We start from the raw sequence: 22,341 nt of genomic DNA, 5'->3' as shown, positions 1-22,341 counted from the left end.
TGGCAAGAGTGCGGATCCTGCGGGCCGAGGGGCGTCCCGCCGTGCCGTGGAGCAACGGTGGCGGGGTGACCCGTGAGATCGCCGTCCACCCGGCGGGTGCCGGCTGGGACACCTTCGCCTGGCGGGTCAGCCTGGCGGACGTCACCCGGGACGGGCCGTACTCGCCGCTGCCCGGCGTCCGGCGGATCCTCACCGTCGTCGACGGCGCCGGACTGGAGCTGACGGTGGACGGCACCACGCGGCTCCTCCCGGACCGCTGCCGCCCGTTCGCCTTCCCGGGCGGTGCCGCCACCGGCTCCCGGCTGCTGGACGGCCCCGTCGTCAATCTCAATGTGATGCTCAGGGAGGGGCGGGCGGCGGCGACGGTGGACCTGGTGCGGGGGAGCCGGACGGTGTGGCCGGGGCGGTGGCCGGCCGATGGTGGTGCCGACGGCGGTGCCGGTGGTGGTGCCGATTGTGGTGCCGGTGGCGCCGCCCTCCCGGAGGAGGTTCTGGTGGTGGCGGTCGAGGGGGGTACCCGGCTCGGGGCGGCCGGTGACGAACGGGCCCGGCTGGAGCGGTTCGACGCGGCGCTGATGACGGGGCCGGACGCGGCCGCCACCGGGCTGTGGACGGACGGGGTCGCGGCGGTGATCGCCCTGTCCGCCGCTGATCCGGCCCGTCCGTAGGGCCGGTCCGTCCCGGACGTCCCGGCCGGCTCGTGGCGCTCGGGGGGAGGGCGCGTCGCTGCGGCGGCGGAGGGTGCGTCCTTGCGCGGCGCCCGGGAATGGCGCGCCCCACGGCAGCCCCCGCGGGACCCGCTCAGGGCCCGCCCCTACGGGTGGCCGACCGTCACCGTCCCGATGCCCAGCGTGCTGTGCCGGGGCAGATATCCGGCCTCGAAGACCGCGCCGAGGACGGGGGTGTGCAGCTGCGCCGGCCGTTCGGCGCGGGAGTGGCCCAGCGCCCGCCACGGGCCGGCCGCCAGCCGGTCCGTCGTCCGCTCGATGGCCTCGCGTTCCTTGCGGGCGCGCTCGGTCGCCGTGCCGTCCGGAGCGATCCAGCCGCGGGCCGCGAGGCGGTGCCGGGCATCCAGCACCTTGGCCGGGGCCGCGACGGTCCAGATCCGCGGGAGGTACCGGGCGATCATCCGCGGGCTGAAGGTGTAGTACGTCGCGGCCGCCAGCTCGGGCCCGGCGGCGCCCAGCGGGGCCGTACGCCAGGCGAAGTAGCCGGGCCGGCGGGAGGACACGTCATGACCGAGGTCGGCGGCGGCCTGGCGGGCCTCGGGGGCGAAGTGCAGCGTGGCGTGCAGTGGCTCCAGCAGGTGCCACATCCGGCGGGCGACCGAAAGGTATTCCGACATCGCTTTACCTCATGGCCTTCACGATGCGTGCACAGACAGGGAGAGCGGGACCGCGGTCGGGAGCACGGCTGCCGGTCCGCGGAATCGGGCGACTGGGGCTCCCCGGAACCCCGTGCCGGGCGAAAAGCCGTGCGAAGTAGCGACTTCCCCGATTACGCCGCGTGAATCCAGGCCGCAGATAGCAACTGTGCGTAGCTGTGGCCGGGTTGGGGTGAGCCCGGTTCCGGCCGCGCGCGGCCGGAACCGGATTCCTCCCCGCACCGGCCCGCACCGGATATTCGGTCGAGCCCGGACGGCCCCGTACGTAGGGTGACCCGGCCGACGGCCCGCGGGGGGCCGAGGCGTCGTAAGAGGAAGCACCGCATGCCGTACCACGGATGGGCCGACGAGGGATTCGGGGCCTTCGCGGACGAATTCGCCCGGAATTTCGCCGAGCGCGGTGAACTCGGCGCCGCCGCGGCCGTGTTCGTGGACGGGCGTAAGGTCGCCGACCTGTGGGGCGGGATCGCCGACGACCGGACCGGGCGGGAGTGGCAGGAGGAGACCGTCCTGCCCGTCATGTCCCTCACCAAGGCCGTCGTCAGTATCCTGGCCCATCTGCTCGCGCAGCAGGGGAAGTGGGATCTCGACGCCCCGGTGGCCGGCTACTGGCCGGAGTTCGCCCGGCACGGCAAGGAGAAGATCACCACCCGGATGGTGCTCGCCCACACCGCCGGAATCCCGCTCGCCGAACGGAAGCTGACGTTCGAGGAGCTGACCGCCTGGACTCCGGTGATCCGCGCCCTGGAGGAACAGAAGCCGCTCTGGGAGCCCGGCACGGCGTACGAGTACCACGCCCACGCCTTCGGCTTCATCGTCGGCGAGGTGATCCGGCGCCTCACCGGCCGGACCCCCGGCGCCTGTTTCCGTGCGGTCATCGGCGACCCGCTGGGGCTGCGCACCTGGATCGGTATGCCGCAGGAGGAGGTACCGGGGATGGCCCGGCTCGCCGAGGCCGAGGGGCGGCCGCCGATGCCGGACGCCGGCCTGCTGCCCGTGCGGGCCCTGACGATGAACGGCGTACTGCCCTTCCCCGGGCTCGACGATCCGCACGGCTACAACTCACCCGCCCTGCTGACCGCCGAATTCCCCGGTGCGGGCGGGGTCTCCTCGGCGCGCGGTCTGGCGACCCTGTACGCGGCAGTCGCGACCGGTGTGGACGGCGGACCGCGGCTGCTGTCCGAGGACACCGTCACCGACGCGGTCCGGCAGCTGTCGGGGGACGGTCCTTCGTGGTCCGGCTTCCCGGACCTCGGCGCACGCTGGGGCAGCGGTGTCCTCATCGACTCGGCGTTCCGCCGGCTGCTCGGCCCGCGCTCCTTCGCCCACAGCGGAGCGGGCGGCCAGTTCGCCTTCGGGGACGACGAGTTCGGAGTCGGCTTCGCCTATACCGCCAACCGGATGGGCGGCAGCGGTGACCAGCGGGCCGAGCGGCTCATCGGGGCGCTGCGGAAGTGCGTCGGAGCCCCGGAGGTCCCGCCGGCCCCGGATGCCTCGGTGGCCGGGGGGTGAGCGGACGGCCGGAGGGCGGGACGGCCGGGGCGGGGGGCACCTCATGCGTGTCCCGCCCCGGTCCCTGTCCCGGCCCCCGCCCCTGTCCCGGCCCCGGCCGCTCAGTCGTCCCGGTCCGTCCGGGACGCGTACCGCTCCGGATCACGCAGCAGCGCGCCGATGTGGGCGGCGGCCGTCGACAGCCGGCGGCGGGACTCCTTGAGCTGTGCGGCGGTGACGCCGTGGTCGCGCGCCGCGTCCCGAAGATCGTCGCGGAAGCGGTCCAGCAGCCGGTCGAAGTCGCGGGCCGGGTTGTCGCCGGCCGGCTCCGCCGCCCACTCCGGGGCCGGCGGAGCCCCGGCCGCCGGGCCCCTCGCAGAGCCGTTCGCCGGGCCCTTCCCGGGGACCCTCCCCTGCTCCTCCTCGGGCAGGTCGACGCGCTCGACCGTCACCCGGGTCCCGTTGTCCGCGCCGCCCCGCCCGGCGCCGAACGGCTCGCTGCCCCGCCCGGTGCCGTCCGGTTTGCTGCCCTGCCCGGTGCCGTCCGGTTTGCTGCCCCGCCCGTCGCCGTCCGGCTCGCCGCCCCGGCCGTTGCCGGACTGGGCGCCGGCGAAGCGGCCGACCTCGCGGGACACCTCGGACAGCGCCTCGCGCACCGCGCCCGACCAGTCGCCCGACCGCACCGCCTCCTGGGTCTGCTCCTGTACGCGCTTGATGACCCGCTGGACCTCCTCGCGCGCGAACACCTGGGCGTCCCTGGCCTGCTTGCGCGCCCGCTGGGCGTCCTGTCTGGCGCGCCGGCTCTCCTCCTTGGCGCGCCGGGCCTGTTCCTTCCACTCCTCCTTGGCGCGCCGGAACTCCTCCTTCGCCTGCTGCCAGGACTCCTTGTCGCCGAACGCGGCGTCGAAGTAGCCGGCGGCCTCCGGGAACGGACGTCCGGACGTGTTGTCCTCGGAGTCGGCCTTCCCGTCGCCGTTGTGCGCGGCCTTCCCGGAGCCTCGCGCGTCCTTGCGGGCCTGCTGGGCGGCTTCCCGGATCTCACGGCGCAGATCCCGCGCCGAACCGCTCACGTCCTCCCGGATGTCCGAGGCGAGCGCCGCGACCGACTCCCGGATCTCCAGTTCGAGGTCGGCCAACTCGCCTCCGCGGTCGGCGAGTTCGGCTCGTCCGGTGTCGGTGATGGAGTAGACCTTGCGGCCGCCCTCGGTCGCATGTGTCACCAGGCCCTCGGCCTCCAGCTTGGCCAGCCGGGGGTAGACCGTGCCGGCGGAGGGGGCGTAGAGGCCCTGGAAGCGCTCCTCCAGGAGGCGGATGATCTCGTAGCCGTGCCGCGGCGCCTCGTCCAGCAGCTTGAGGAGGTAGAGGCGCAGGCGGCCGTGGGCAAAGACGGGGGGCATGCTCAGAGCACCTTCTTCCCTGCGGGCGGGGCGGTGGGGGAGTCCTTGTGCGGACCGGGGGCCGGGCCGCCGCCGGGGGCACCGGGCCGCCCGGCCTCGTCCTCGGAAGCGGGGCGGCGCAGCAGGGCCAGACCGCCGGAGACGGTGGTGACCTTGAGCGTGGCGGTGCCGTCACCCAGCGAGCCGGTGATCTTCTTTGCGCCCCACTGGCCGCTGACCCGCAGATCGTCGAAGGCGTTGGAGACCGTGCCGCTCGCGGTGTTGGCCTCGACCTTGGCGTCCGCCGGGTCGGGCAGCCGGATGGCGACCTCGCCGGAGACCGTCGTCAAGGTGATGTCGGCGCCCTTCGCCGGGTCGAGATCGAGGACCATGTCGCCGCTGACGGAGTCGGCGTGCACCGCACCGCCCGCACCGTCGATGACCGTCAGGTCCCCCGAGACGGAGTGGAACCGCAGATCGCCGGTGACCGACTGGACCTCGACACTGCCGGAGACGGTGTCGGCCCGCACCCCGCCGGTCAGCCCGACGAGTGTGCTGTCGCCGGAGATGCCGCGGACGTCCGTACGCCCCGAGATGCCGGAGACCACCGCGCCGGCGCCGATCACTCCGACCTCGACGCGGGTGCCGGCCGGTACGGTCACCGACACCACCGCGCTGCGGTTCCACCCCTTGCGGTCGAGGAACTTCAAGAAGCCCTTCCAGGGGAGGTCCTCATAGGCGACCGACAGCGTGCCGTTGCGGCACGAGACGGTCAGCGGCGGGCCGTGCAGCTCGCTGATCTCCAGGCGGGCCGGGCCGTCGTCCGTGGTGCCGACGACGTTGACGGTGCCGCCGACCAGGCGGACGTTCAGCGCGTCGAGCGGGTCGGTGATCTCCAGCGTGCGCGGTTCGGCCACCTGCATCGGATGGTGAGACCACTCGGTCCGGGCTGACATTCCTGGCCTCCCCTGGATAGCCGTGCAACGCAATATATCGCGTCTTCTGTAGACACGATATGTCGCGGATTGCGGAAGTCAAGCGCTCCGGTCCCGGAGCTTGCCCCTATGTGTCCGTGGTGCGTCCCCTAGGTGTTCCGCTTCGTGTCGCGCTCTGCGTTTGCGCGTTCCGCTCCGTGTTCCGCTCCGGGTTCCGCGGTGTGCGGCGGCCTCGCCCCGGCCGGACGGCGGCCGTCCGCCGTCCGCCCCGGCCTACTCGTCCTCGTCCTCGTCGTCCAGGCGGGCCAGCCAGGTGGCCAGCCGCTCCACCGGTACCTCGAAGTCCGGGTTCAGGTCGACGAACGTACGCAGCTGATCGGCCACCCACCCGAGGGTGACCTCCTCCTCGCCGCGCCGGTTCTCCAGTTCCTCAATGCCACGGTCAGTGAAATACACGCGCTCTCCACCAGGGGTCATGGGTCATTCCCGGCCAGGATAGGCAGGCTCACGGACCCCTCGCGCCACAGGCGCCCGAAGGCTAGCCTGATCACCTGTCAACGGTCCTGCGGCAAGGGGGGAATTGCCGCACACGGGGAGCAGGAGGCCGTGATGCACGATCGCGCGCAGCGGATCGAGCTGCCGGACGGTACGGAGGTCTGGGCCCGGGTCTCCCGGCTCGACGCCCCGGGGCTCGACGGGCCCGACGACGCGTACGGGGCCGACGGCGAATTCGAGGACGTCGGTGCCTGGGACGCGCTCGGCGCCCGGGTCGAGGGGCTCCGCGAGGTGATCGGCGGGGTCGCCGCCAGTGTCCGCCAGGCCACCGAGCGGGTCGCGCCGCACGAGACCAGTGTGACCTTCGGCGTGGAGCTCTCGGCCAAGCCGGGCAAGGCCGTTGCCCTGCTCGCGGACGGTGAGGCGAAGGCCAACCTCTCCGTCACGCTCACCTGGCGGCGCGAGGACCGGACGGCGTTACCGGAGGAGCCGCACGGGGGACCTGCGGCCGGCCCCCGGGAGCCGGATGACGCGAGCCGCTGATGACGACTTCCGAGGGCCGGTCCGCCTCCCGCGGTGAACGCGCCCACTACGCACAGCTCCTCGACCACGCCGGACGCACCACCGTCGGACTGCGCGCCGCGCCGGGCGCGAGGGCCGTCCGGTCATGGGGCAGCGGGGTGCTGATCGCCCCGGGATGGGTGCTGACCTGCGCCCATGTGCTCGCGGCGAGTGACGGGCGCCGGCGCGACACGGGCCCCGACGGTGTCTTCGGGGTCGCGTTCGGCGGCCGGGTGGTACCCGCGCGGCCGGCGTACGACCTGAGCCGGCCCGCGCCGGAAGCCGGCCCCGGCGCCGCCCGCGCCGACCTCGCGCTGGTCCGGCTGCTCGACCCGGAGCCCGACCACCCCTGCGCCTGGCTCAGCGATCAGCCGGCGACGCTCCTGGAGGACGCCTATATCTTCCGCGGGCACGATCAGACGGGCGGGGCCGCGGAAGCGGACCTGGACGGGCGGGACGGCGGGAACGGTGACGCGGGCGGGTCCGCGGACCCGGCCCGGTCCGGGGAACGCGTCCTACGTGAGCCGCACGACGGTGACGGCGCGCGGACGTCCCGCGACGGACGCGGCGTCCACGGGCCGGGCGAGGACCGCGGCGTACGGGGGGCGGCCGGCGGGCGCGGCCGGAGCGGACCGGACGACGGACCCGGCCTGCGCGCGCACGGCGACGCGCACGGCGGGCACGGCGCGCCCGCCGCCCCGCGCGCTCCCGTCACCCCCGTCACCCCCGTCGACCCGTTCATCGCGGTCCGCTTCGGTGCCCGTGATGCCCGGGGGCTGCAGTTCGGCAGCGATGTCCGGGTCACGCCCGGCGCCTCCGGCGGGCCGCTGATCGACTGTGACCGCGGCGAGGTGGTCGGCATCGTCAAGGGCCGCCACCAACAGGACCACGTCGGGCTCGCGGTGCCGGTCACCGCGCTGCGCGGGCTGGGGCCCGAACACCTGGTCCCGGGCGCCGAGGGCCTCGGGCCCGACCCGTACCACGCGCTGATGTGCCTGCACGACCGCTGGCACTGGGCCGGTCAGGAACTCGGCCGCGCCACCGGGCCCACCTGGTTCGACGCCCAGCACGCGATCATGGCGGGCCGTGGCCGCCTGTGGGGCGTACAGGAGCGGCTGCAGGCGCTGGACCTGCTCGCCCATCTGCCCGCACCACGCGATCCGCTGCTCGTGGAGGCCGCGGTCGGCGAGGTGCTGGACCGCGGCGACCGGCCGGGGGCCTGGTCGCTGCGTACCTGGCGGGACGGTCACGGCGCGCTCTACCAGGGCAGCGACCCGTACACGGAGCTGCGCGCCTTTGTGCACTATCTGCGGATCGTGGCGCAGCTGACCGCCGACGAGGTGCGCGACGTACCGGGCGAACAGGCCGCGGCGGTACGCGGACAGGCGGCCCGTCTCGCGGAGTTCGTGCAGGCCAAGGCGGTGGTGCTGCAGCCGCAGGACCGTCGCAGGATAGGACCGGTACGCCGCCGCCCGCGCTCCGTGCTCGTCGAGTTCGAGCCGCTGTTCTACGGCGAGGGCGGGCAGGAACTGTTCAACTGGTCCGTCAGCGAGGGCTACGGCCAGGGGCAGTGGCTGCGGGTGGACGTCCAGGAGTCGGCCGGCGGGGTGCCGTTCGAGCAGGCCAGGGAGCAGGTGCTGCAACGGCTCGGCGGGCGGCTGCTGCGGGCCGACAGCGATGCGGGGCCGGGGGCCCGGGTACGGCTGGAGGTCGCCGTCCCCGAAGGCCAGTGGCACACCGCCGCGGGCCAGTGGGAGGTCGCGGCCTCGACCCGGCGCACCGCCCGGCGGCGCCCGGTGGGCCCCGGGCGCGCGGTGATCCTGCGCGACCAGGGACGGCGCGAGCAGGTCGACCCGGCCTGGCTGCGCCGCTGGCAGGGCCTGAGCGCGGCCCCGGAACTACGGGCACTGCGCCTGCGGGCACGCACCGGTGACGGCGCGCGGCCCGGCTCCGCCGAGGCGATCTGGCGGCTGCTGGAGGCGGCCGGCGAGGGCGTGCTGCCCGCGCTGTGCCACACGGTCGCCGACGGGTTCGGGCGGGATGCGGTCGGCGCCGTACTGGACAGCGGATTCCCGGCGGGGCTGTGGCCGGCCGGCGGCCACGGCGAGGAGCGGGACTGCGATGCCGGCTGCGAGGAATTCCACCGCGGGGTACGGGAGTTGCTCCAGGGCTCGGGCGGGGTGGTCCGGCTTCCCGAGCTCGTCCGGCAGCTGCGCGCGAAGGCCGCCGAGGCCGCAGAGGAGGGCACCCACTGGGCCCGCGACCTGGTGCTCCTGTACGACGACCCGGAAGACCCGATTCCGCCGCTCTTCACGGACCGCCCCCAGCTGTCGCCGCGATGAGCCGGCCGGGCGCCGCCCCCCGACGGTCCGGGCGCCGCGCACGCCCCTCGCACCTCGCACGCGCCCGGTGCCCGGCCCGGTCGCTTCCGCCCCTCGCGCGGCAAGTCGCGCCCCGCACATGGCACTTGGCCGCCTGTGATGCCCACAGGCGAGACCGGAAACCGCCCCGTGCGCTTCCGTCCGGCTGGGTACTGTCATAGCGTCGTGGAAGACTTGTTCGTGATTGCGCATCTGCGTGATCGGTGGCGGACGTGGGGGGAGGCCGGGGTGGACGATGCCGACGCCTCCGGCAATCCGCCATGACCATCGCTCCTGACCCAGGCCTGGCCGGCGACGAGGAGTTCCGACGTGAGCGACTGGCTCATCTACCGTGGCGCGGGGGCACCGCACGACGGAATTGAGCACCTTCCGCCGCCACCCCCATGGCGCGATTTCGACGGCGGTCCCCTCGTGGCGCCGCCGGCCGCCCTCGATCCCTCCTCCGAGCGCAGGCTCGGTGTGCAGCACCGGGAAGCCAGCCACCACCGCCCCGGCGAGACCGAGCGCGAGCTGGTCAACGCCGCCCTCTATCTGCGCCGTCCGCTGCTGGTGACCGGCGCACCGGGCAGCGGCAAGAGCACCCTGGCCCATTCGGTCGCCTATGAACTCGGCCTCGGCCGGGTGCTCGGCTGGCCCGTCGTCAGCCGCAGCACACTCCGCGACGGCCTGTACGACTACGACGCCATCGGCCGCCTCCAGGACCTCCAGATCGCCCGCGCCGCCCCGTCCGCGCCGTCCGCCGCGGACGGCGCGGACGGCGCGGCGGCGGACGACGCCGACCCCACCGACGAACCCGGCGGCGGCATCGGCCGCTATATCCGCCTCGGCCCGCTCGGTACGGCCCTGCTGCCCGCCGCCCGGCCCCGCGTCCTGCTCGTCGACGAACTCGACAAGAGCGATATCGATCTGCCCAACGACCTCCTCAATGTGCTGGAGGAAGGGGAGTTCCGGATTCCGGAGCTGGAGCGGCTGGCCGGATCCGCCCCCGAGGTGGAGGTGCTCAGCGACGACGGTGCGCGGGTGACCGTGCGCGACGGCCGGGTGCGCTGCCATGCCTTCCCCTTCATCGTCCTCACCAGCAACGGCGAGCGCGACTTCCCGGCGCCCCTGCTGCGCCGCTGTATCCACCTCCACATCCCGGTCCCCGACAAGGAGCGGCTCGCCGCCATGGTGCGGGCCCACTTCGGCGAGGGGGCCGCCGAGCGCTACGAAGCGGTGATCGACCGTTTCCTGGACCGCGAACCCGGCGATGTCCGCGCCGTCGACCAGCTCTTCAACGCCATCCACCTCACCCAGAAGGCCGGCTGGACGGACGAGGACGAGGAGGAGACCCGACGGCGTCTGACGGCGGAGCTGATGCGGCCTCTCGATCGGACGAGGTGAGTGCGGTGCCCCTCGGGGAGCCCGGCCCAGGCCCCCTCGACGAACTCGTCGCCCGGCTGACCGCGGCGGGGGTGCCGGCCGATGCCCGCGGGATGGCCGACGCCCTCTGGCTCGCCCAGTGGATCACCCCGGACGCCTCCCGGACGGAGGGCTCCGCGGACGCCGGGCCCGCCCGCACGGAGGGCCCCGACCGTACAGATCCGGCCACTTTCCGGGTGGGACCGGCCGTCAGCACGGATCCCGGGGGCGCCCGCGGGGCACCACCGGCCGACGGCGACACCGGTCCGCCGGACGCCGACCCGTCCTCGTCCGCCCTCCGGGACGGCGCCCGGCGCCGCGTCGCGGAGCTGCTGCCCACCCGGGAGGAGCGGCTCCCCGACCCGGACCGGCAGCGCCTGGGCGAGGTCGCGGTCCCGATCGCCTCCGCGTTCCCCGGGCTGCTGCCGCTGCAGCGCGCGCTGCGGCCCATCCAGCGCTACCGCCCGCCGGTCGCCCCGGCCCGCCGCAAGCTGGACGAGCCCGCCACCGCCGAACTCTCCGCCCATGCCGAAATGATCATCCCGGTGCTGCGCGGGGTGCACCGCCGCGCGGCCGCCCTGCGGCTGTTGATGGACGGCTCGTCCTCGATGGCGGTCTGGGAGCAGATGCTGCACGATCTGCGCCAGGTCTGCGAACGGGTCGGCGCCTTCCGCGATGTGACGGTGCACTACCTCCATCCGCACGGCCCGGACATCGGCGTCACGGCGGCCCCCGGCCCCGGCCGCCCGCTGCGGCCCGCCGACCAGCTGCACGACCCGACGGGCCACCACCTCACCCTCGTCGTCAGCGACTGCGCGGGGCCCCTCTGGCGGGACGGCCGGATGCAGCGGCTGCTCTACCGATGGGCGGCCGACGCCCCGCTCGCCGTGGTCCAGCCGCTGCCGCAGCGGATGTGGGCGCGTACCCTCCTGCCCGCCGTCGCCGGTACCCTCGTCCGCCGCCAGGGCCCCTACCAGGCCCTGGACTTCCGGCCCGCCCGTCGTCGCCGGCGCCCCGCCGGGGCACCGGGCGCCCCGCCCGAAGCGCCCCGCGAACGCGCCATTCCGGTCCTCTCCGCCACCCCCTCCGCCCTCGGCTCCTGGGCCCGGCTGGCCGCCGCCGACGCCGGTCTCTCGCTGCGCGGCGCCGCCTCCGTGGTCCGGGCCGACCACGGCGCCGGGCAGCCGGCCGGACCGGCGCCGGCGTCCGAGCCCGCCGCACCGGCCCGTATGGTCCGCGAGTTCGACCAGCAGGCCTCACCCGCCGCCCGGCTGCTCGCCGTCCATCTCTCCGCCGTCCCGCTCGCCCTCCCCGTCATCCAGCTCGTCCAGCGTGCGATGCTGCCGCAGACCGGCCCGGCCGAGCTGGCGGAGGTGCTGCTCAGCGGTCTGGTCACCCAACTCCCCGTGGACGAGCGGCCGTCGGGGGAGCAGGCCGGGGTGAGCGGCCCGTGGTACGACTTCCTGCCCGGCGTGCGGGACGAACTCCTCGGCCGGCTCAGCGCGGGCGAGGCCGCCCTGGTCCTCAAGCACTGCTCGCTCTACATCGAGCGCACCTTCGGCCGCAGCGCCCGCAACTTCCCGGCCGTCGCGGTTGCCATGCTCTCCGGCAGCGGCCGGGAGCCGGAGACCGGCCGGCGCGCCGTCCCCGAACCCTTCGCCCGGGTCTCGGAACGCGTACTGCGCCGCTTCGAACCGGCCCTGCGCCCGCCCGCCCGGCAGCCGTATGTGGCCGACGGCCCGGCCGCGGAGGGCGCGGCCCTCCTGGAGCGCTACGAACAGGACCGCGCCGGCCGGGACCTGATCGAGGCCGTCCGGCTGCTGCGCGCCGCCACCGAACGGCTGCCCGTGGCCGGTACGGACCTCGCGCGCGCCCTGCTGCACGCCTGGGCGACCTGGCGCCAGCCGGACGCCCTGGAGGAGGCCGAGCGGGCGGCACGGGCCGCGGAACGGGCCACGGCGCCGGGCGCCGCCGACGACCGGGCGGCCGCCACCGCCGGCCGGGAGGCCGAGCACACCCGGGCGCTGATCGTGCTCGGCCGGGTCGGCCACGCCCGTGCCCGGGAACACCGGAGCGCCGGCACACCCGACGAGGAGCGCATCGCACTCGCCGGCGCCGCCCGCCATCTGCACGCCGCCTGCGGGCTGATGAGCCTGCTCGACCCCCGCGTCCTGGAGAGCATGGTGCTCCGCACCGAGGTCCTGCGCCGCCTGGCCGCCCTGCCGCCCACCGCCGATCTGACACCGAGCGACGACACCGCCGCCGACGACCCCCTGGACGAGGCGGAACGCTCCCTGACCACCCTCCTCGACCAGTGGCCCAGCGGCGAGCAGGTGCCGGGCGAGGTCTACGCCGCCCGGGGCGGTGTCCTGCTCGACCAGGCCCGCCGGGCCGACCGCGACCACGAGCAGGGGCCGCGCCCCGCCGAGGCGCTCGCGGTGCGCGCCGCCGATGACCTCGACACCGCCACCGTGCTGCTGCGCCGCCGCGGCAGCGCCGCCGACCGGCTGGTCTGCGAGACGCTGCTCGACCTGGCGGCGGCTCGCCAGCTGAACGGCGGCGCGGGGCTGCCGTCCGTGCTGCCCACCCTCGAACGTGCCCGCGCCATGGCCGGCGAACTCGACGACCGGGCCCTGGAAGCCGACAGCCTGCGCCGTACGGCCGCCGTCCAGCGCGCCGTACACACCCGCACCGGCTCCCTCACCGCCCTCGACGCCGCCATCGCCGCGCTGGCCGCGGCCCTCCGGCTGACCACCCCCGATTCGCCCGAACACAGCTCGCTGCTCGCCGAGCGCGGCGCGGCGCTGCTGCTGCGCGCCCGGCAGGAGCCGGCCGACGAGCCGGGCAGACGGCTGGCCAACGAGGCGGTGCACGTGCTGCGCGAGGCGCTGGGCCGGGCCGGTCCGCAGGACCCCGACCTCGGCAACCACCGTCTGCTGTTCGGCCGTGCCCTGCGGCTGCGCTACGAACGCCAGCCCTCGCTCGCCGATCTGCACGAGGCCGACTGGATCCTGGAGCTGGCCGCCCGCGGGGTGGACGTACCGGACGTGGTGTCGGCCGAAGCCTGGCTCGAAGTGGGCGATGTCCAGCTGCTGCTGGACCGCCGCTTCGACTCCCGTGAGCGCCATGACCGGGCCGCCGCCTGCTACCGCCGGGCCGCCGCTGCCGCCCGGCGGGCCGACAGCCCCCTGCTGGCCGCCCGCGCCCACCACCGCCGCGGCGAGGTCCTGGAGGTCACCGCCGGCTCCCGTTCCGCGCTGCACGCCTACCGCGAGAGCTGGGAACAGTGGCAGCGCGCCGCCGAGGACACCGGCGCCGAGGCCCAGCGCACCCGCGCCCGTATGCGCGCCCTCGAAACCACCGCCTGACCGCCCCGCGCGCCCGCCCGGCTGCCTGGCCGTCCGCCCCGGAACGTGTTTCTGTGGACGGGAGTTCGGGAACACACCCGTCCAGCCGGCCAGAGGAGAGCAGCGTGGCGACTACCCCCCGCACCGAACCGGCGGTGGCCGCCCCGCCGGGTCCGTCGGCCGAGCGGCTGCCGGACTTTGCCGGGGTTGACGTGGGCGTTCTGGCGGCGCGGACGGATCATGCGGTGCTGGGCGAGGTCGCGGCACTGCTGCTGCGCAACTGGCCGTCGGCCGAGGAAGCCGTGGCGTATTACGAGGACGGCCCGGAAAAAGCTTTGCATTGACGGTCACGAACGGTTGTTTTTGGGCAAACGTGCAAGGGAACCGGCCAGTTGCTGGGGAGATTTGGTTCCTCGTCCGAGCGGGGAGCCATGTACCAGACAACGGGCGGGAGTTGCCGATCCCGTATCTCGACGCAGGCAGACGAGTGCAGGGGGCGACGCCGTGGCGGGGGAGAAGACCGGCCGGACCGCCGTCGTGCCCTTCCGGCAGTTCGTCCTGAAGGTCCACAGTCGCTGCAACCTCGCCTGCACCTACTGCTACATCTACGCCGGCCCCGACCGCAGCTGGCGCGCGCGCCCACGGTCCGTCCCGGCCGCCACCGCCCGGCAGACCGCCCTGCGCATCGCCGAACACGCCCGCACCCACCGGCTGCGCGAGGTCCGTATCGATCTGCACGGCGGGGAGCCGCTGCTCACCGGCCCCGGCCCGCTCCTGGAACAGGCCGCCGCCATCCGCGCCGCGCTGCCCGCCCACTGCACCGCCGAATTCGGCGTCCAGACGAACGGGACGCTGCTCACCAGGGACATGATCGACACCCTCGCCGCCGCGGGCTTCCGGCTCGGCCTCAGCCTCGACGGCGGCACACCCGGCCTCAACCGCCGCCGTATCGACCACGCGGGGCGGTCCTCCTGGCCCGCGGTCTCCCGCGCCGTCCGTCTGCTCCACGACCGGCCCGAGGCGTTCGCCGGCATCCTGTGCACCCTCGACATCACCACCGACCCCGCCGAGGTCTACCGCTCGCTGCGCGCCCTGGACCCCCCGATGGTCGACTTCCTCCTCCCGCACGCCAACTGGTCCAGCCCTCCCCCGGCAACCGCCGGGAGGGGCCGCCGGCCCACCCCCCTCGGCCCGGCCGGCCGCACCCCGTACGGCGACTGGCTGTGCACCGTCTTCGACCTGTGGTGGGACGGCGGCCCCGGCCCCCGGGTGCGGGTGTTCACCGAAATCCTCGGCCTCCTCCTGGGCCGCCCCAGTTCCAGCGAGGCGGTCGGCCTCTCCCCGGTCGTCGCCCTGGTCGTCGACACCGACGGCGCCATCGAACAGGTGGACTCGCTCAAATCCACCTACGAGGGCGCCGCCGCCACCGGACTCGACGTCTTCCGGCACTCCTTCGACGAGGCCCTGACGCACCCCGGCATGGTCGCCCGCCGCAGCGGCCTGGACGGCCTCGGCGCCCAGTGCCGCGGCTGTGCCCTGGTGGAGGTGTGCGGCGGCGGCAATTACGCGCACCGCTACCGCGCGGACCCCGGCGGATTCGCCAACCCGTCCGTCTACTGCGCCGACCTGGAACGCCTGATACGGCATATCGCGGCCCGGCTGGACGCCACGGTCGCGCTCAACTGACGTGCCTTCAACATGACCTGACGCACTGTCGTCATATGGGGGGACACTTGGGCTATCGTGCCGAAGAGCCAGCGCGTGCCTGATGAGACAGTCTCTGCACGCGCGCACCATCGCATCCCAGGGAGACGGTCGCATGGTCGGTCAGGCCACCTTTTCCGGTCCCACCGAACACATCACCATCAGCTATGCGGGCTTCACCCGGCCCTGGGCTGCGTGGATCTCCCATCAGCTGGAGCAGCAGGGCCACGGCACGACCCTGCTGCGCTGGGACCCCCAGGTGGACACCGCGCTCGTGGCGGAGCTGTCGGGGCTGCTGGAGGCCGAGGGCCGGCTGCTGATCGTGCTGGACGACTGGTACTTCCGGCTCGGCCCCAAGACGCAGGACGAGTGGACGGCCGCGCTGCGCGAGGTGGTCTCCCCGCACGCCGACCGGTTCGCCGCGGTCAGCGTGGCCACCCAGTCCCTGCCCGCCACGGCCTCCCTGCTGCGGCCCGCCGACCTGCGCGACCTGGACGCGCGCGAGGCCAACCGCCGGGTGCTGCAACGGCTCGGCATCACCGGGCCGGCCCGGCCGGTGGACGAGGACGCGCCCGGCGCGCCCCGCTTCCCGAACAACCCTCCCGAGGTGTGGAACATCCCGCGCCGCAACAACCGCTTCACCGGCCGCGACCATGTGCTCGAAGAGCTGCACGGCAAGCTGGCCGGCTCCGGGGCGGGCGCGGGCCCGCCGCTGGAGACCCGGATCGCGCTGTACGGCACCTCCGGCGTCGGCAAGAGCCAGATCGCCGCCGAATACGCCCATCGCTTCGGCAACGACTACGACGTGGTGTGGTGGATCAGCGCCACCAACCGCGGCGCCGCCCGCGAACAGCTCGCCGAACTCGCCACCCGCCTCGGCCTGCCCGTCGGCCGGGAGCTGGGCGACCGTATCCGTGCCGTCCACGAAGCGCTCCGCGTCGGCCGGCCCTACCGCCGCTGGCTGCTGATCTTCGACAGCGCCGACGACATGGAGCAGATCGAGGACCTGGTCCCCGACGGCCGCGGCCATGTCCTGATCACCACCCTCACCCGCGACTGGTCGGGCTCCGGCAGCGCCCAGGAGATCGAGGTACTGCCCTTCGACCGCGTGGAGAGCGTCGCCTACGCCCGGCGGCGCGCCCCACGGCTCACGGCGCTGGAGGCCGATCTGCTCTCCGACGCCGTCCAGGACCTGCCGCTGCTGCTCGCCCAGACCGCCGCCTGGCTCGACGCCAACCCGATGTCCCCCAAGGAGTACATCGAGCTGATCCGCCGCGGCGAGCCCAGCCTCGTCGGCATCCGGATCTCCTCCGACTACCCCATGGCCTTCCAGACCAGCTGGGCCATAACTCTCAACACCCTGCGCGAGCGCAGCCCCGCCGCGGTCGAACTCCTCAAGCTCTTCGCGTTCTTCGCCCCGGACACCATCCCCGTCCCCATGCTGGCCCAGGCGCGCCGCGGCGATCTGCCCGAGCACCTCGCCGATCTGGCCGCCGAGCCGATCAGCTGGAACACCGCACTGCGCCGGCTGACCGAATCCACCGCCGTACGCCTCGACTACCAGGTCTCCGAGGACGCCGACCCGGCCGTCGAGACCGCGCTGATGCACCGGCTCTACCACCGGTTCCTGCGCAGTGACATGACCGAGGACGAGCGCGATCTGATGGCGGCGACGGCCTGCCGGGTGCTGGTCACCGCCGATCCGCAAATCCCCTCCGACACCCGCTGCTGGGAGCGCTACGCCGCGCTCATCCCGCATCTGGAGCCGGCCGGTGTCCTGGACAGCCCCGAGCCGGCCGTCCAGCAGCTGCTGCTCAACTGCGTCGAATATCTGCGGGTCCGCGGCGAATACCGGATGGGCCTGCGGCTGTGCGAACAGTTCATGTCCCGCTGGCGCACCCGGCTGGCGGCCACCCAGCGCACCATGCTCGTACTCACCCACCAGCACGCCAACATGCTGCGCAGGCTCGGCCGCTACCGCGAGGCCGAGGCCGTCGGCAGTGCCGTCGTCGACCAGCTCGCCACCGAGCGCGGCCCCTCCGACGCCGATCTGCTGCGGGCGCAGGACGGGCTGGCCGGCACGCTGATGGCACTGGGCTCCTACGAGCAGGCCTACGACCTCTTCGACGCCGTCTGGCGGGCGTATGCCGAGCTGCTCGGCCCGGAGGCACCCCGCACCCTCTCCTCGCGGCACAACCTCGGCAACGTCCTGGCGCTGCTCGGCCGCTATGAGGAAGCGCTGGGCACCCACCGCGAGGTGCTGGCGTTCCGGGAGCGCGAACTGCGCGCACGGCACCACCTCACGCTCAACGCGGGCACCGCGCACGCCCGTACGCTGCGCCTGCTCGGCCGCTACCGCGACGCCGCCTCCAGCCAGGAGCTCAACGCCCGGCTGCATCTGCAGGTGATGGGCGCGCACACCCCGCAGACGCTGCGCGCCGAGCACAACCTCGCGCTGTGCCTGCGCCGCTCCGGCGAGGTCACCCGCACCGCCGCCCTGCTGGCCGACCTCGTCGAACGCTCCCGCCGGGTGCAGGGTCCGCGCCACCCCGAGACGCTGATGGTGCGCGCGGACCACGCCACCTTCCTGCGGGAGCACGGCGACCTCGGGCACGCCCGCGACCTCGCGGAGGAGGTCGCCGAGCGCTACCGCGCCCTGGCCGGCGAGCGCCATCCGTACACCGTCGGCACCCTGGGCAACGTCGGGCTGGTCCGCGCGGAGTTCGGGGACACGGCGGAGGCACTGGACCTCGCGGACCGGGCACTGGGCGGGATGACCGAGGCGATGGGCCCCGGCCATCCGTGGACGCTGGGCTGTGCGCTGAACGCCGGTGCCGCCCGCAACCGGGTGGACGACGAGGAGGGAGCGGTGGAGCTGGGCCGCGCCACACTGGAGCGCGCCAAGGCGACGCTGGGCGACACCCACCCGCTGACCCTCTCCGCGAAGACCGCACTGGCCGAGGACCTGCGGGCGCTGCGCCGCGGCCAGGAGGCGGCGAAGCTGGAGCAGGAGGCGATCGGGCAGCTCTCCGAGACCCTGGGCGCCGAGCATCCGCACACCCTCTCGGCCCGGCGCCGCCGCCGCCCGTACTGGGACTTCGAACCGCAGCCCGTCTGAGGGCCGCCGCGACCGGATCCCGCACCGCGCACGCGGAAGGGCCCGCCCCAGGGACGGGCCCTTCCGCTGTACTCCACCGGTCACCCCGGCGGCCCGGCGCCTCAGGCGTCGAAGGCCTCCGCGACCAGCTGCGCCTGCTCTGCCTGGTGGCGCTTGGCGGAGCCGACGGCCGGGGACGAGGAGTGCGGCCGCGAGATGCGGCGGAGGCGCTCGCCGTGCGGGACATCGGCACCGACGGCCAGGTCGAGGTGGTCGATCAGGTTGAGGCCGAGGAACGGCCAGGCACCCTGGTTCGCCGGTTCTTCCTGGGTCCACAGGTACTTCTCGGCGTTCGGGAACTTGGCGATCTCCGCCTGGAGTTCCTTGCCGGGGAGCGGGTAGAGACGCTCGATGCGGACGATCGCGGTGTCGTTCGCGCCGCGCTTCTCGCGCTCGGCCTCCAGGTCGTAGTAGACCTTGCCGGAGCAGAAGATGACCTTGCGGACATCCTCGGCCTTGACCGTGGAGTCACCGATGACGGGGCGGAACCCGCCCGTCATGAACTCTTCCGTCCTCGACGCCGCGGCCTTCAGACGCAGCATCGACTTCGGAGTGAAGACGACCAGCGGCTTGTGGTGCGGGTTGTGGACCTGCCAGCGCAGCAGGTGGAAGTAGTTCGACGGCAGCGTCGGTGCGGCGACCGTCATGTTGTTCTGCGCGCACAGCTGGAGGAAGCGCTCGATCCGGGCCGAGGAGTGGTCCGGGCCCTGGCCCTCGTAGCCGTGCGGGAGCAGCAGGGTGACGCCGGACGTCTGGCCCCACTTCTGCTCCGCCGAGGAGATGAACTCGTCGACGACCGTCTGGGCGCCGTTGACGAAGTCACCGAACTGCGCCTCCCACATGACCAGCGCCTCCGGGCGGGCCAGGGAGTAGCCGTACTCGAAGCCCATCGCCGCGTACTCGCTCAGCAGCGAGTCGTAGACGTTGAAGCGGGCCTGGTCCTCGGAGAGGTAGAGCAGCGGCGTGTAGTCGTCGCCGGTCTCGCGGTCGATCAGCACCGCGTGGCGCTGGCCGAAGGTGCCGCGGCGGGAGTCCTGGCCGGCCAGCCGGACCGGGGTGCCCTCCATCAGCAGCGAGCCGATGGCGAGGGTCTCGCCCATGCCCCAGTCGATGGTGTTGTCCTCGACCTGGGCCGCGCGGCGCTGCAGCTGGGGCAGCAGACGCGGGTGGACGGTGACCCGCTCGGGGATGTTGACCTGCGACTCGGCGATCCGCTTGACGACCTCCTGGGAGATCGCGGTGTCCACGTAGACCGGGAACTCGGCCTTGGGCTGCGGCACCTCGGGGGCCACCGGGGCCGTCGTGGCGTCGCGGACCTCGGTGAAGACCTTCTCCAGCTGTCCCTGGAAGTCCTGCAGCGCCTGCTCGGCCTCTTCCAGCGTGATGTCGCCGCGACCGATGAGGGACTCGGTGTAGAGCTTGCGCACCGAGCGCTTCTTGTCGATCAGGTCGTACATCAGCGGCTGGGTGAAGGCCGGGTTGTCCGACTCGTTGTGGCCGCGACGGCGGTAGCAGATCAGGTCGATGACCACGTCCTTGTTGAACGCCTGGCGGAACTCGAAGGCCAGACGGGCGACGCGGACGACGGCCTCGGGGTCGTCACCGTTGACGTGGAAGATCGGCGCCTCGATCATGCGGGCCACGTCGGTGGCGTACATGGAGGAGCGGGCCGACTCCGGTGCGGCGGTGAAGCCGACCTGGTTGTTGATGACGATGTGCACCGTGCCGCCGGTGCGGTAGCCGCGCAGCTGCGACATGTTCAGCGTCTCGGCGACCACACCCTGGCCGGCGAACGCCGCATCACCGTGCAACTGGATCGGCAGGACGGTGAAGTCCGTGCCGCCCTTGTTGATCAGGTCCTGCTTGGCGCGCGAGATGCCTTCGACGATCGGGTCGACGGCCTCCAGGTGGGAGGGGTTCGCGGCCAGCGAGACCTTGATCTGCTCGCCGTCCAGGCCGGTGAAGACGCCCTCCTGGCCCAGGTGGTACTTCACGTCGCCGGAGCCGTGCATCGACTTCGGGTCGAGGTTGCCCTCGAACTCCCGGAAGATCTGTGCGTAGGACTTGCCGACGATGTTGGCGAGGACGTTGAGGCGGCCGCGGTGGGCCATGCCGATGACGACCTCGTCCAGGCGCGACTCGGCCGCGGAGTCGATGACCGCGTCCAGCAGCGGGATGACGGACTCGCCGCCCTCCAGCGAGAAGCGCTTCTGGCCGACGTACTTCGTCTGCAGGAACGTCTCGAACGCCTCGGCGGAGTTCAGCCGGCGCAGGATGCGCAGCTGCTCCTCGCGCTCGGGCGACTTGTGCGAGCGCTCGACCCGGTCCTGGATCCACTGGCGCTGCTTGGGGTCCTGGATGTGCATGAACTCGATGCCGGTGGTGCGGCAGTACGAGTCGCGCAGCACGCCCAGGATGTCGCGCAGCTTCATCATGGACTTGCCGGAGAAGCCGCCGACCGCGAACTCGCGCTCCAGGTCCCACAGGGTGAGGCCGTGCTCGGTGATGTCGAGGTCGGGGTGCTTGCGCTGGTGGTACTCCAGCGGGTCGGTGTCGGCCATGACGTGGCCGCGGACCCGGTAGGAGTGGATCAGCTCGAAGACCCGGGCGGCCTTGGTGACGTCGTCGTCGTGCGAGGCGTCGATGTCCCGCAGCCAGCGGACCGGCTCGTACGGAATCCGCAGCGACTTGAAGATGTCGTCGAAGAATTCGTTGTCGCCGAGCAGCAGCTGGCTCATGATGCGCAGGAACTCGCCGGAGGCGGCGCCCTGGATCACCCGGTGGTCATAGGTGCTGGTCAGCGTCATGACCTTGGAGACACCCAGCTTGTTCAGGGCGTCCTGGGAGGTGCCCTGGAACTCCGCGGGGTAGTCCATCGCGCCGACGCCCATGATCATGGACTGGCCGGGCATCAGACGCGGCACCGAGTGCACGGTGCCGATGCCGCCGGGGTTCGTCAGCGACGCGGTGACTCCGGTGAAGTCGTCCATCGTCAGCTTGTTGTCGCGGGCCCGGCGGACGATGTCCTCGTAGGCCTGCCAGAACTCGAAGAAGGTCAGCGTCTCGGCCTTCTTGATGGCGGCGACGACGAGCTGGCGGTCGCCGTTCGGCTTCACCAGGTCGATGGCCAGACCGAGGTTGATGTGCTCGGGCTTGACCAGCGTCGGCTTGCCGTCCTTCTCCGCGAAGGAGTGGTTCATCGACGGCATGGCCTTGAGGGCCTGCACCATCGCGTACCCGATGAGGTGGGTGAAGGAGACCTTCCCGCCACGGGCGCGCTTGAGGTGGTTGTTGATCACGATGCGGTTGTCGAAGAGCAGCTTCACCGGGACCGCGCGGACGGACGTGGCCGTCGGCAGCTCCAGGGAGGCGTTCATGTTCTTCGCAACGGCGGCCGACGGGCCGCGCAGGGTGACGAACTCGGGACCGGCCGTGACCTCGCCGTCGGCCTTCTGCACGGCCTTGGCGGCCGGCTTGGCCGGCGCGGCCTTCGCCGGCGCGGCCTTGACCGGGGCCGGCGCGCTCGCGGCCGGCTTCGCCGGGGTGGCCGGCTCGGCCGCGGCGGGCGCCGCCGGGGGCGACTGCGCCGGGGCGGCCGGAGCGGAGGGCAGCGCGGCGTCAGCCGCTCCCGTGGAGCCGGTGCTCGCACCGGGAGAACCCTCCGCCTGCTGGCCCGGCGCGGTGGCGCCGCCCGGCTTGTAGTCGGCGAAGAAGTCCCACCAGGCTCGGTCTACCGAGTTCGGGTCCTGGAGGTACTGCTGGTAGATCTCGTCGACGAGCCACTCATTGGGACCGAACGCAGCGGCAGGGTTCTTTCCCTGCCCCTCTTGGTCGGTCGAGATGCTCGAGCTGTTGGGGGACTGTAGCGACACGGCGGCAACCGCCCTCTTCCGCTTCCTAAGGTGGTGGACAGCGGGAATAAAGGCTACGCCTGTTGTGACCCTGGATGCAGGCTGGGAGGGGCACTCGTCGCGTACGTCACATTCCCGGAGGGGTTTCGAGGCAGGACTTGGCGGGAAACACACGAAGTTTGCCTGTGTGCGGGTAGGCGTCATCGCCGTGGGACCCGCGCAGGAGTGCTTCCACCACCGACCCTACGTCAGCGGCCG

General features: G+C 73.4%; 14 protein-coding genes. 9 read left to right on the top strand and 5 right to left on the bottom strand.

All coding sequences use genetic code 11. The annotated features are described in order from the left end of the window. Window positions 1–8: 8 nt before the first annotated feature. Complete coding sequence (locus tag ACWGJY_RS10020) at window positions 9–668, top strand: HutD/Ves family protein (RefSeq protein ID WP_453260288.1); 660 nt, start codon at window positions 9–11, stop codon at window positions 666–668. 146 nt (window positions 669–814) lie between these two features. Here the strand turns inward: ACWGJY_RS10020 and ACWGJY_RS10015 are convergent, their stop codons facing one another. Further along, entirely contained in the window at window positions 815–1,345 is a 531-nt protein-coding gene (locus ACWGJY_RS10015) for a helix-turn-helix domain-containing protein (protein WP_453260287.1), read from the bottom strand. Between the two features lie 363 nt (window positions 1,346–1,708). Between ACWGJY_RS10015 and ACWGJY_RS10010 the strand changes: the two genes are divergently transcribed. Continuing rightward, entirely contained in the window at window positions 1,709–2,896 is a 1,188-nt protein-coding gene (locus ACWGJY_RS10010) for a serine hydrolase domain-containing protein (protein ID WP_453260286.1), read from the top strand. A gap of 101 nt (window positions 2,897–2,997) precedes the next feature. On the opposite strand, the gene ACWGJY_RS10005 is transcribed toward ACWGJY_RS10010, so the two are convergent. The 3 genes from ACWGJY_RS10005 to ACWGJY_RS09995 all read right to left on the bottom strand — a co-directional run bounded on the left by ACWGJY_RS10005 (window position 2,998) and on the right by ACWGJY_RS09995 (window position 5,642). Then, window positions 2,998–4,272 (bottom strand): helix-turn-helix transcriptional regulator, encoded by a 1,275-nt coding sequence (locus tag ACWGJY_RS10005; protein WP_453260285.1) that lies wholly within the window; start codon window positions 4,270–4,272, stop codon window positions 2,998–3,000. Between the two features lie 2 nt (window positions 4,273–4,274). Then, window positions 4,275–5,207, bottom strand: a complete 933-nt coding sequence (locus ACWGJY_RS10000; protein WP_453260284.1) for a DUF4097 family beta strand repeat-containing protein — start codon at window positions 5,205–5,207, stop codon at window positions 4,275–4,277. A 252-nt stretch (window positions 5,208–5,459) separates the two neighbouring features. Then, window positions 5,460–5,642 carry a DUF6104 family protein gene (locus ACWGJY_RS09995; protein ID WP_030081126.1) on the bottom strand — a complete coding sequence of 61 codons (183 nt, stop codon included), beginning with the start codon at window positions 5,640–5,642 and terminating at the stop codon, window positions 5,460–5,462. Window positions 5,643–5,795: 153 nt separating this feature from the next. Here ACWGJY_RS09995 and ACWGJY_RS09990 point away from each other — a divergent pair, with 153 nt between their 5' ends. The 7 genes from ACWGJY_RS09990 to fxsT all read left to right on the top strand — a co-directional run bounded on the left by ACWGJY_RS09990 (window position 5,796) and on the right by fxsT (window position 18,193). Then, window positions 5,796–6,224, top strand: coding sequence for a CU044_2847 family protein (locus ACWGJY_RS09990; protein WP_453260283.1), 429 nt, complete (start codon window positions 5,796–5,798; stop codon window positions 6,222–6,224). Beyond that, window positions 6,224–8,584 (top strand): VMAP-C domain-containing protein, encoded by a 2,361-nt coding sequence (locus tag ACWGJY_RS09985; protein ID WP_453260282.1) that lies wholly within the window; start codon window positions 6,224–6,226, stop codon window positions 8,582–8,584. The genes ACWGJY_RS09990 and ACWGJY_RS09985 overlap by 1 nt, the downstream gene beginning before the upstream one ends. A gap of 348 nt (window positions 8,585–8,932) precedes the next feature. Then, window positions 8,933–10,006 (top strand): AAA family ATPase, encoded by a 1,074-nt coding sequence (locus tag ACWGJY_RS09980; RefSeq protein ID WP_453260281.1) that lies wholly within the window; start codon window positions 8,933–8,935, stop codon window positions 10,004–10,006. A gap of 5 nt (window positions 10,007–10,011) precedes the next feature. Beyond that, window positions 10,012–13,392 (top strand): SAV_2336 N-terminal domain-related protein, encoded by a 3,381-nt coding sequence (locus tag ACWGJY_RS09975; protein ID WP_453260280.1) that lies wholly within the window; start codon window positions 10,012–10,014, stop codon window positions 13,390–13,392. 104 nt (window positions 13,393–13,496) lie between these two features. Then, on the top strand, window positions 13,497–13,715 hold the full coding sequence (locus ACWGJY_RS09970; protein WP_453260279.1) for a YxD-tail cyclophane-containing RiPP peptide: 219 nt from the start codon (window positions 13,497–13,499) through the stop codon (window positions 13,713–13,715). A gap of 160 nt (window positions 13,716–13,875) precedes the next feature. Continuing rightward, window positions 13,876–15,057 (top strand): FxsB family cyclophane-forming radical SAM/SPASM peptide maturase, encoded by a 1,182-nt coding sequence (locus ACWGJY_RS09965; protein ID WP_453260278.1) that lies wholly within the window; start codon window positions 13,876–13,878, stop codon window positions 15,055–15,057. A gap of 133 nt (window positions 15,058–15,190) precedes the next feature. Then, entirely contained in the window at window positions 15,191–18,193 is a 3,003-nt protein-coding gene (gene fxsT / locus ACWGJY_RS09960) for an FxSxx-COOH system tetratricopeptide repeat protein (protein ID WP_453260277.1), read from the top strand. Between the two features lie 101 nt (window positions 18,194–18,294). Here fxsT and ACWGJY_RS09955 read toward each other — a convergent pair whose 3' ends face one another. After that, the gene (locus ACWGJY_RS09955; RefSeq protein WP_453260276.1) at window positions 18,295–22,104 is read right to left on the bottom strand and encodes a multifunctional oxoglutarate decarboxylase/oxoglutarate dehydrogenase thiamine pyrophosphate-binding subunit/dihydrolipoyllysine-residue succinyltransferase subunit; all 3,810 of its coding nucleotides are present in this window, start codon (window positions 22,102–22,104) and stop codon (window positions 18,295–18,297) included. Window positions 22,105–22,341 lie beyond the last annotated feature (237 nt).

The organism is Streptomyces sp. NPDC054765, assembly GCF_053612065.1.
Note: the sequence above shows the minus strand (reverse complement) of the source record. Positions and strands in the feature narration are given on the sequence as shown.

Coding starts and splice junctions, on each gene's coding strand:
- ACWGJY_RS10015 (WP_453260287.1), bottom strand. CDS start 1,345: ATGTCGGAATACCTTTCGGTCGCCCGCCGGATGTGGCACCTGCTGGAG.
- ACWGJY_RS10010 (WP_453260286.1), top strand. CDS start 1,709: ATGCCGTACCACGGATGGGCCGACGAGGGATTCGGGGCCTTCGCGGAC.
- ACWGJY_RS10005 (WP_453260285.1), bottom strand. CDS start 4,272: ATGCCCCCCGTCTTTGCCCACGGCCGCCTGCGCCTCTACCTCCTCAAG.
- ACWGJY_RS10000 (WP_453260284.1), bottom strand. CDS start 5,207: ATGTCAGCCCGGACCGAGTGGTCTCACCATCCGATGCAGGTGGCCGAA.
- ACWGJY_RS09990 (WP_453260283.1), top strand. CDS start 5,796: ATGCACGATCGCGCGCAGCGGATCGAGCTGCCGGACGGTACGGAGGTC.
- ACWGJY_RS09985 (WP_453260282.1), top strand. CDS start 6,224: ATGACGACTTCCGAGGGCCGGTCCGCCTCCCGCGGTGAACGCGCCCAC.
- fxsT (WP_453260277.1), top strand. CDS start 15,191: ATGGTCGGTCAGGCCACCTTTTCCGGTCCCACCGAACACATCACCATC.